The 9,087-nt window shown below is 72.2% G+C and carries 12 protein-coding genes and 2 pseudogenes; 8 read left to right on the top strand and 6 right to left on the bottom strand.

Annotation, left to right across the window (positions count from 1 at the left end; all coding sequences use genetic code 11):
• The 6 genes and pseudogenes from ACFFNX_RS33375 to ACFFNX_RS33355 form a co-directional block, all read left to right on the top strand.
• A partial coding sequence (locus ACFFNX_RS33375) for a class I SAM-dependent methyltransferase (RefSeq protein WP_378209852.1) occupies window positions 1-605 on the top strand: 605 nt, incomplete at its 5' end.
• A 125-nt stretch (window positions 606-730) separates the two neighbouring features.
• Window positions 731-1,042, top strand: a pseudogene (locus tag ACFFNX_RS33370) (helix-turn-helix domain-containing protein); the annotation flags it as partial.
• Window positions 1,034-1,150 (top strand): annotated as a pseudogene (locus ACFFNX_RS52435) (IS481 family transposase); the annotation flags it as partial. The pseudogenes ACFFNX_RS33370 and ACFFNX_RS52435, both read left to right, overlap by 9 nt.
• A 207-nt stretch (window positions 1,151-1,357) precedes the next feature.
• A complete protein-coding gene (locus tag ACFFNX_RS33365) occupies window positions 1,358-1,951 on the top strand; it encodes a TetR/AcrR family transcriptional regulator (RefSeq protein WP_378209851.1) in 594 nt (197 codons plus the stop codon).
• 67 nt (window positions 1,952-2,018) lie between these two features.
• On the top strand, window positions 2,019-2,600 hold the full coding sequence (locus tag ACFFNX_RS33360) for an NADPH-dependent FMN reductase (RefSeq protein ID WP_378209850.1): 582 nt from the start codon (window positions 2,019-2,021) through the stop codon (window positions 2,598-2,600).
• Between the two features lie 10 nt (window positions 2,601-2,610).
• On the top strand, window positions 2,611-2,994 hold the full coding sequence (locus ACFFNX_RS33355) for a winged helix-turn-helix transcriptional regulator (protein ID WP_378209849.1): 384 nt from the start codon (window positions 2,611-2,613) through the stop codon (window positions 2,992-2,994).
• Here the strand turns inward: ACFFNX_RS33355 and ACFFNX_RS33350 are convergent.
• The 4 genes from ACFFNX_RS33350 to ACFFNX_RS33335 all read right to left on the bottom strand — a co-directional run bounded on the left by ACFFNX_RS33350 (window position 2,963) and on the right by ACFFNX_RS33335 (window position 5,466).
• On the bottom strand, window positions 2,963-3,133 hold the full coding sequence (locus ACFFNX_RS33350; protein ID WP_378209848.1) for a hypothetical protein: 171 nt from the start codon (window positions 3,131-3,133) through the stop codon (window positions 2,963-2,965). The two genes, ACFFNX_RS33355 and ACFFNX_RS33350, sit on opposite strands and share 32 nt — an antisense overlap.
• A gap of 214 nt (window positions 3,134-3,347) precedes the next feature.
• Window positions 3,348-3,527, bottom strand: a complete 180-nt coding sequence (locus ACFFNX_RS33345) for a hypothetical protein (RefSeq protein WP_378209847.1) — start codon at window positions 3,525-3,527, stop codon at window positions 3,348-3,350.
• 72 nt (window positions 3,528-3,599) lie between these two features.
• Window positions 3,600-4,262 (bottom strand): response regulator, encoded by a 663-nt coding sequence (locus tag ACFFNX_RS33340; protein WP_378209846.1) that lies wholly within the window; start codon window positions 4,260-4,262, stop codon window positions 3,600-3,602.
• Window positions 4,249-5,466 (bottom strand): FAD-dependent monooxygenase, encoded by a 1,218-nt coding sequence (locus ACFFNX_RS33335; protein ID WP_378209845.1) that lies wholly within the window; start codon window positions 5,464-5,466, stop codon window positions 4,249-4,251. The genes ACFFNX_RS33340 and ACFFNX_RS33335 overlap by 14 nt, the downstream gene beginning before the upstream one ends.
• A gap of 135 nt (window positions 5,467-5,601) precedes the next feature.
• Here ACFFNX_RS33335 and ACFFNX_RS33330 point away from each other — a divergent pair, with 135 nt between their 5' ends.
• Together ACFFNX_RS33330 and thiI are read left to right on the top strand one after the other, a co-directional pair.
• Window positions 5,602-6,297, top strand: a complete 696-nt coding sequence (locus ACFFNX_RS33330; protein ID WP_378209844.1) for a class I SAM-dependent methyltransferase — start codon at window positions 5,602-5,604, stop codon at window positions 6,295-6,297.
• Between the two features lie 97 nt (window positions 6,298-6,394).
• Window positions 6,395-7,645, top strand: a complete 1,251-nt coding sequence (thiI, locus tag ACFFNX_RS33325; RefSeq protein WP_378209843.1) for a tRNA uracil 4-sulfurtransferase ThiI — start codon at window positions 6,395-6,397, stop codon at window positions 7,643-7,645.
• Window positions 7,646-7,746: 101 nt separating this feature from the next.
• Here the strand turns inward: thiI and ACFFNX_RS33320 are convergent, their stop codons facing one another.
• Both ACFFNX_RS33320 and ACFFNX_RS33315 read right to left on the bottom strand, forming a co-directional pair.
• Window positions 7,747-8,649, bottom strand: coding sequence for an EamA family transporter (locus ACFFNX_RS33320; protein WP_378209842.1), 903 nt, complete (start codon window positions 8,647-8,649; stop codon window positions 7,747-7,749).
• Window positions 8,650-8,844: 195 nt separating this feature from the next.
• On the bottom strand, window positions 8,845-9,087 hold a 243-nt coding region (locus ACFFNX_RS33315; RefSeq protein ID WP_378209841.1), incomplete at its 5' end, for an SbtR family transcriptional regulator.

Below are 9,087 nucleotides of genomic sequence, written 5' to 3'. Positions count from 1 at the left end.
CCCGGCAGGTGGTGCTGCTCGGCGCGGGCTATGACAGCCGCGCCTACTGGCTGCCGGCCGCGCGCCGGGCGACCGTCTTCGAGGTCGACCATCCCGCGACCCAGGAGCGCAAACGCCGCCTGGTCGAGCGGGCAGTGCCGGCCGGCGAGCGCGCGCACGTCCGCTTCGTGCCGGCCGACCTGAAGGAGGCGGACCTCGCGTCACTCCTGCGGGCCGCCGGCGTGCGTCGCGAGCGCACGGCCGTGGTGTGGGAGGGCGTGACGAACTACCTCGACGAGCGCTCGGTCGACGCCACGTTCACCGCGCTCGCCGAGGTGACGGCGCCCGGGAGCCGCGTCATCTTCACGTACATGGACCGCCGGGCGCTCGACGGGTCGGACACGTTCACCGGCATCGCCGAATGGGCCACCTCGGTCGACGCCGCCGGCGAGCCGTTCACCTTCGGCCTCCTGCCGGACGAACTGCCCGCCCACCTGTCCGGACGGGGACTGAACCTGGTCCTCGACCGTTCGGCCCGGGAGGCGGCGGCGGACTACCTCACGCCGCTCGGCCGAGCCGAACCGGCGGCGCCGTTCTACCACGTCGCCGAGGCGGAGGTGGCCTAGGTGTACCGCCCAGGCTGGTTGGTTGGGGTTGTGCGGCGACACGGTGTGAAGGTGGGCGATTGGTGAAGGCCTGCGGTTGTGGAGTGGAGCTGTCTGGGAAGCGCTCCATCGACCGGGAGGCCTTCGTGTCCCGCGCTAAGGCTGGTGGGTGTCTTCGGCTGGCGCGTTTGATCGTCGATGATGGATGGTCCATTGCCCGGGCGGCTGAGCGGTATGAGGTGTCGTGGCCGACCGCCAGGCGCTGGGCCGGGCGTTACCGTGGGTATGGCGCCGCCGGGATGTCCGATCGGTCGTCGCGGCCGCATCACAGCTCGGCCCGGGTGCCACAGTCGGTGGTGCGCGTGTATGTGCGGTTGAGGCAGCGGCTGGGCCCGGTACAGATCGCGGGATGTTCGGGCGTGCCGGGCTGGACGGTGCACGCTGCGCTGCGGCGGTGCGGCCTCCCGGCCTGGCTCCACTTCTACAATCACCACCGACCCCACACCGCAACCGACGGCAAACCACCCGTCACCCGCTTGACCAACCTCCCCGGGCAGTACACCTAGTGCGTGTTTCGAGGCCCCCCTCCGGGGTGCTTCCCGCCGTCCGGGGTGCTTCCCGCCGTCCGGGGTGCTTCCCGCCGTCCCAGACACTCCCCGCCCTCCCAGGGGGCGCCGACCCCACTTCCATTGTCAAGCCCCCCACACGCCAAAGGAAGGCCGCATGCACGGCTGTGGAAAACCCGCGACCCGACCGCTTCGAGACAGGTCCTAGTGCCGAAGGTCGGTGAAGAGCACCTGCGGGCGCGCCGGGAGGAGATCCTCGGCGCCGCCGCGCGGTGCTTCGCCCGGGCCGGTTTCCACCGGACGACGATCCAGGACATCGCCGCGGAGTCCGGGCTGAGTCCCGGTCTGGTCTACCGCTACTTCGCGGACAAGGAGGCCATGATCACCGCGATCGCCGCCCGGTGGCACGAGAGCCAGGCCGGGCTGCTGCGTACCGGTGACGCCGGAACGACGGAGGACCTCGTGCCCGGCTATCTCGGATTGCTGCGCTCCCTGGCCGCCCCCGCGGAGCGCGAGCGGGTACGGCTGGGTGTGCAGATCTGGGCCGAGGCCCTGCGCGCGCCGGAGGTCGAAGCGGTGGCCCGCGCGGGGGTGGACGCGCCGCGCGAGGTCGTCGCCCGCCTGGTGCGCGCCGCGCAGGACCGCGGCGAACTGCCCGCCGGGCTGCCGCCCGACGGCCTCGCCCGGGTGTTCATCGCGATCTACCAGGGGCTGGCTCTGCAGACCGCCTGGGACGCCGGGCTGGACAATGACGCGTACGTCCGCGCGGTCGAGGGTCTCGTGTCGTTGCTCACCTCGTGAGACGGCGGCGAACGGCATCCACTAAGGTTATCTGAGTAACTCAGGAAACATGTGAGGAGCCTTCATCGTGGCCAAGCTGGAGATCATCGTCGCGAGCACCCGTCCCGGGCGGGTCGGCCTGCCCATCGGGCAGTGGATCGAGAAGGAGGCGGTGGCGCACGGCGGCTTCTCCGAGGTCGAACTGGTCGACCTCGCCGAGGTGAACCTCCCGTTCATGGACGAGCCCAACCACCCGCGGCTCCGCCGGTACACGCACCAGCACACGCTCGACTGGAGCGCGAAGGTCGCCGAGGCGGACGCGTTCGCCTTCGTCATGCCCGAGTACAACAGCGGCATCAACGCGCCGCTGAAGAACGCCCTCGACTACCTGAACCACGAGTGGCACTACAAGCCGGTCGGCATGGTCAGCTACGGTGGCGTCTCGGCGGGCGTCCGCGCCGTCCAGATGACCAAGCAGGTGGTGGCGACGCTGCGAATGACCCCGATCTTCGAGGCCGTCGCCATCCCCTTCGTCACGCAGTTCTTCGACGAGGAGGAGAACCTCGTGCCGAACGACATCATGATCGCGTCGGCCAAGGCGATGTTCGAGGAACTGGCCCGGGTGGCCGAGGCGCTGCGCCCGCTGCGTGAGACCGCCGAGGCGAGGTGAGAGAGGGGCCATGGCCGAGGTTCACCGGGTCTGCCGGCGTTACCACGCCGCGATCGAGCTGATCGGCGCCCGCTGGAGCGGGGCGATCATCCGCGTCCTGTTCACCGGGCAGCACCGGTACGGCCAGATCAAGGCGGCGGTGCCGGGCCTCAGCGACACGATGCTGGCCGAGCGCCTGCGCAGCCTGGAGGCCGACGGCCTGATCGAGCGGCGCGTGATCCCGTCCTCGCCGGTCCAGGTCGAGTACCACCTGACGGACAAGGGCCGTGACCTGGAACCCGCACTGGAGGCGCTGATCTCCTGGGCGCACCGGTGGATCCCGCTGCCGGACGACGAGCACGCCCCGGCCGGAGGGCCGCCGCTCAGCGGTTCCGGCGTGACGCCGGACCGCTGACGAGACGCGGCTCCACCCGGCCGGCGCCGGTGAGCCGCGTGGACCGGCCCGCGAACACCGTCGCCTGGACGAGGACGACCACGGACAGGACGCCGACGACCACGTCGTACGGCGCGGCGGGCACGCCGGAGTGGACCATCGACAGGTGGCCGAGGAGTAACAGGCCACCGCGCCCCGCTCGGCGAGGTCGTTGCCGGCGACCGAGAAGAAGCCGGCGACGACGGCCGGCACGCGGGCCGGGAGCAGGCGGTCCTCGCCGTGCCCGGACAGGGCCGGTCCGGTCGCGGCGAACAGCCCGAGCAGCATGATGACCGCCGGGCGGGCGACGAGCACGAGCAGGCGCACGCGGCGGATCATTCGTTGCTCCCGAAGCCGTTCATGATCAATACGAGGGCGGTGATCACCGCGAGGATGACGAGGCCGTAGATGAGCGCAGCGGTGATCATGGCGGCGGCCAGGGCGGCGAGGCCGAGCAGGACGGTGCGGGGCCACGACCGCCGGCGCGATGGCGGAAGAGTTCCGGGAGGGCCCATGGACAGGAGCATCCGCCGCCGCGCCGCCGGGCGCCTGAGCACGATGACCCGACCGCGCCTGAGTGTTTCTCCCTACTCGATGCCCTCTTCCAGGGCGTAGCGGACGAGCTGGGCCTTGTTGCGCAGTTGCAGCTTCGTCAGGGTGTTGCGCACGTGGTTCTGCACCGTACGGGGCGACAGGACGAGCCGTTCGGCGATCTCCGGGTACGTCAGGCCCTTGGCGACCAGCCGCAGCACCTCGGTCTCCCGCGCCGTCAGCCGGGGCACGTCCGGCGCCGGACCGGCCGCGAGCCTGCGGTACTCCCCGAGCACCAGGCCCGCCAGCCCGGGTGTGAAGACCGCCTCTCCGGCGGCCGTCGCGCGCACCGCCGCGACGAGCTCTTCCAGCCGCGCGGACTTCACCAGGTAGCCGGTCGCGCCCGCGGTCACGGCGTCCAGGACGTCCCGACGCTCGCCGCTCGCCGACAGGACGAGCACCCGGAGCGACGGCCCCCGCAGCCGCGCGATGAGCTCCGCGCCGGAAAGGCCGGGAAGGTTCAGGTCGAGCAGGACGACCTGCGGGCGTGTCGCGGCGGCCACCCGCAGCGCCTGCGCTCCGTCGCCCGCCGTGCCCACCACGGCGAAACCCGCCTCGGTGAGGTCCCGCGCGACGCCGTCGCGCCACATCGGGTGGTCGTCGACCACGAGCACGCGGACGGGCCCGTCCCCGTCCGGCTCGCGTTCATCGCGTGGCACGAAGCTCCACCTCGGTCCCCTGACCCGGCGACGACGTGACGTGGGCCGTACCGCCGACGTCGCGCATCCGGCCCACGATCGACTGTGCCACGCCGAGGCGTCCCTCTTCCACCGCCCGCGCGAGCCGGTCCGCCGCGAACCCGGGGCCGTCGTCGCGGACGCTCACCGTCACCACGTCGCCCTCGTCCTCGACGAGCACCCAGGCCGAGGCGTCCGTACCGGCGTGGCGGCGCACGTTGTCCAGCGCCGCCCCCGCCGCCGCGGCGAGCGCGTCCGCGAGGGTGAGCGCCCCGGCCATGGCCAGGCTGGAGCCGTCGCCGAACAACGAGACCGACGCCGCGGCGTCGCCCAGGAGCGTGATCCTCCCGGCCGACCAGGGGCTCAGGACCACCTGGCTCACGGAGTCGAAGTACAGGTCCTCGGCGGCCCGTGCCCGGTCGAGCAGTTCCGGCACGCGCCAGCCGCCGTCCGCGAACGCCTCGGTCAGCATCCTCTTGTGCCGTTCGGTGTCACGGTGGTCCAGGTCCGGCACGGCGGGAGCGCGGTAGGCGAAGAACGCCAGCGGCCCGGCGGGGGAGGGGTGGATGGCGGCGAGCCGTCCGGGCGCGTTGTGCAGGACGACCTCGTGCGGGTGCTCGATCGGCCCGTCGAACGGCGTCGTCGCGACGTAGAGGCCCAGGTGGCGCACGAAGGCGGACTCCGGCCCGAACGCCAGCCGCCGCACGCCCGAGTGCAGCCCGTCGGCCCCGACCACGAGGTCGAACCGCCGGGGAGCGCCGTGTTCGAAGGTGACGTCGACGCCGCCCGCGTCCTGCTCGAGCGAGGCGATCGCGTCGCCGAACACGAACTCCGCGTGGTCCCTCGCCGCCTCGTACAGCACCGACGCGAGGGTGCCGCGCGGCAGTTCGACCGTGCCGGCCCCGCCCTGCACCGCCCACATCCCGACCCCGCCGAGGCGCCGGGCCGCGGCGTCGACGAAGCGCATGCCCGTCACCCCGGTGGCGGCGGCGCGCAGGCGCGGCATGACGCCCATCTGTTCGGCCACCCGCACGGCCGGGCCGCGCACGTCCACCGGGCTGCCGCTGGACCGTGTCCCGTGTGCGTGCTCGACGACGGTCGGCCGGAACCCGCGCCGGCCCAGAAAGTACGCCAGCGTGGGCCCGGCGATGCCGGCGCCCGATATCAGCACGGTCTGCTCGGTCATGACATTCTCCTCGGCTTCGAAGGTGTCGTGACTATATGACTAATTTCGAAATCTGGTCAACTGGCGCCGCGTGTCGATCGGGTGCCGAGAGAAAACCGCGTGCGGCCCGGCGGCGTCCGGTGTGACGATCTCGGCATGGACGCATCGTGTTTCCCCGACGAGTTGGCGTACGCGGGTTCGGAGCATCTCGACCCCGCCTTCGTGGCCGGATACGACAGGAAGGCCGGATACGAGGCAGGTGTTCTGACGGACGTCGAGGAGGACCTCGCCGAGCTCGCCGGGCTCGACGGCACTCTGGTCGACCTCGGCGCCGGCACCGGACGGCTGGCGGTCGCCGCCGCGCCGCGGTTCCGCCGCGTGGTCGCGGTCGACGTCTCGCCCGCGATGCAGGAGGTCCTGCGCGACCGGACGGCCGGGCTCCCCAACATCGAGTGCGTGCGCGCGGGCTTCCTGTCCTATGAGCACACCGGAGCGCCGGCCGACGCGGTGTGCAGCCGTAACGCGCTGCACCAGCTTCCGGACTTTTGGAAGGCGCTCGCCCTGGAGCGCGTCGCGCGGACCCTGCGGCCCGGCGGCGTCCTGCGGCTGCGCGACCTGATCTTCGACTTCCGCCCGGAGGAGGCCGACGAGGTCATCACGCGCTGGCTCGACGGCGCGGCGGCCGATCCCGCGCGGGGATACACCCGCGAGGACTTCGCCGAGCACCTCCGGGCCGAGTACAGCACCTTCCGCTGGCTGCTGGAGCCGATACTGGAGGCCGCCGGATTCGAGATCGTACGGGCCGGCTTCCGCGGCCGGATCTACGGCGCGTACACCTGCGTGAAACGGTGACGACGCGGGGAACACCCCGCCCGAGTCGCGGTGTTGCACTTCTTGCGCGACACTAGGCCTTCAACCCCTTCCCGGTTCCCCTTGCAGGAGGTCATCCATGCCGACGCTCGATGCGGCGGCCGAGAGCACGAGCCGGCGCACCTCTGTGAACGGTGAGCCGTGCGTGCTGCTGAAGCTGGGCGAGCTCGTCCTCAAGGGCAGAAACCGCGACCTGTTCGAGCGGCGGCTCCAGAACAACATCCGCACCGCGGTCAAGAGTCTCGGCATCAAGATCCAGATCTGGCAGCGCGAGGGCGTCATCGTCGTCCGCACCGAGAGCGGCGAGCTCGCCGACGTCGACGCGGTCGCGCGGCGCTTGACCGACGTGATGGGCATCGTGTGGGTGCACCGCGCGTGGCGGGTGGACAAGGACCCCGACGCCACCGTGCGCGCGGCGCTCGACCTCGTCGGCCAGCACCCGGCGCTCGCGCGCAAGGGCGCGTTCGCGATCCGGTCCCGGCGCCGTGACAAGCGCTTCCCGATGACCTCCTCGGAGCTGAACATCCTGCTCGGCTCGAAGGTCCAGGAGCAGTACGACCTGCCGGTCGACCTGAAGCACCCCGACATCGCGGTGTTCGTCGAGGTCGACCAGCGCGAGGTGTTCGTCTTCACCGACGGCATGCCGGGCGCGGGCGGCCTGCCGGTCGGCATGAGCGGCCGGGCGCTCGTCCTCATGTCGGGCGGCATCGACTCGCCCGTGGCCGCGTACCGCATGATGCGCCGCGGCCTGCGCGTCGACTTCCTCCACTTCTCCGGCATGCCCTTCACCGGCCCCGAGTCGATCTACAAGGCGTACGCCCTGGTCCGCGAGCTGGACCGGTTCCAGGGCGGCTCGCGACTGTTCGTCGTGCCGTTCGGCAAGGCGCAGCAGCAGATCAAGACCTCCGGCGCCGACCGGCTGCAGATCGTGGCGCAGCGGCGGCTGATGCTGAAGACCGGTGAGATCGTCGCGCACAACCTCGGCGGGGCGGCGCTCGTGACCGGCGACTCCCTCGGCCAGGTGAGCAGCCAGACGCTCCAGAACATCACCGCGCTCGACGACGCGGTGGAGCTGCCGATCCTGCGCCCGCTCATCGGCATGGACAAGGTCGAGATCATGGATGAGGCCCGCCGCATCCACACGCTCGCGATCTCCGAGCTGCCGGACGAGGACTGCTGCACGGTCCTGACCCCGCGTCGCGCCGAGACCCGCGCAAAGATCGACGACCTTCGCCAGATCGAGAAGCGCCTCGACGCCGGTGAGATGGCCGAGCAACTGGCCACCTCACTCCAGGAGCACCGCCCGTCGTACGGCGAGCCGACCGCCTGACCCGTACCGATGCCCGTCCCTTGACGGGCATCGGTACGGGGCGCACCGCGCGAGGGTGCTGGGCGAGACCCTCGGCCACGGCATGACCGTCCCGGCTCCGGCTAACGGCGTGCCGGGAGCGTGAGGACGAGCAGGCTGAGCACGAGCAGGGCCAGACCGCCGACGGCGACCGGCCCGAGATGCTCACCCAGGACGGCCAGCCCGAGCACGGCCGCGACGGCGGGCTCGGCCAGGGTGAGCGTCGTCGCCGTGGCGACCGGCGTCGTGCGCAGCCCGCGGCCGTACAGGACGTAGCCGACGCCCGTGGTGACCAGGCCGAGGTAGAGCGCGGCCGGGCCGCCGCGCGCGGTGAAGAGCCAGCCGGCACCGTCGAACAGGAGCACGGGCAGCAGCAGGATCCCGGCGCCGCCGAACAGGACGCCGGTCACCGCCCGGTCCTCCTCCCCGCGCGTGATCAGCGCCGACGCCACGGTGGCGTACGCGGCGTACCCGAACCCCGACAGCAGGGCGAGGGCGATCCCGACCGGCTCGACCCCGGCGGACCGGCCGCCGACGGTCAGCGCCGTGCATCCGGCCACCGCGCCGACGGTGGACATCAGCCAGCGGCGGCTCGGCCGGCCCATCCGCAGGGCCAGGGTGAGCAGCCCGGCGAACACCGGCCCGCTGCCGATCGTGACGACCGTGCCGGTGGCGACGCCCGTACGGGCGACGGAGCTGAAGAACGCCACCTGGTAGACCGAGGCGAGCACGGCTCCGAGGAAGAGGATCAACCAGGTGCGGCGACCGGCGGCGATCAGCGGCCGCAGGCCGCCGGAGCGGAGGGCGAGGACGAAGAGAAAGGCCCCGCCGATGATCAGCCGGGCGGCGCCCACGACGACCGGTCCGGCGTGCGTGAAGCTGCGAACGGTGCCGGTGGTGCCCCAGAGGGACGCGGCGAGGACGATGTCGCCCGCGCCGCCGAACCGGCGTACGGGCGTGGTCGAACTGAGGGACGTACTGGTCACGAGAGAGACTCCAGGCTCGAACCGGATGATGAACACCGGATCCGGGGACGCGCCTGAACACGTTCACGACCACGCCGGGCGGTGTGCCGGACGTGGGGAAGGGGCGGCCCCGGTCAGAGCCGGGGCGGTCCGAGCTGAGCGGTGAAGTACGCCATGACCGGAAATCCTAGCCCGGCCCACGACGAAGCGAACGCCTCACGTCTCCGTGGGCGCGTTCGTGCCGGCGGGCCGGGGAGTGCTCAGCCCGTCCAGGACGATCCTCAGGTTGCGGTTCCACTGCCCGTCCTCGGCGCGCAGGCCGATCGTGCGCGGGCCGGTCGCGACGCCGGCGAGGAGGAACGGCACGTCCGTCCAGGGCAGGTCCGCACGCATGCCGCCGCCGGCCTGGGCCCGCTCGACCAGGCGGCGGAGGCGGTCGCGGACCTCGGCGACGGCGCG

It is taken from the genome of Actinoallomurus acaciae (assembly GCF_042429965.1).
In the GTDB taxonomy this organism is placed as follows: domain Bacteria; phylum Actinomycetota; class Actinomycetes; order Streptosporangiales; family Streptosporangiaceae; genus Actinoallomurus; species Actinoallomurus acaciae.
Note: the sequence above shows the minus strand (reverse complement) of the source record. Positions and strands in the feature narration are given on the sequence as shown.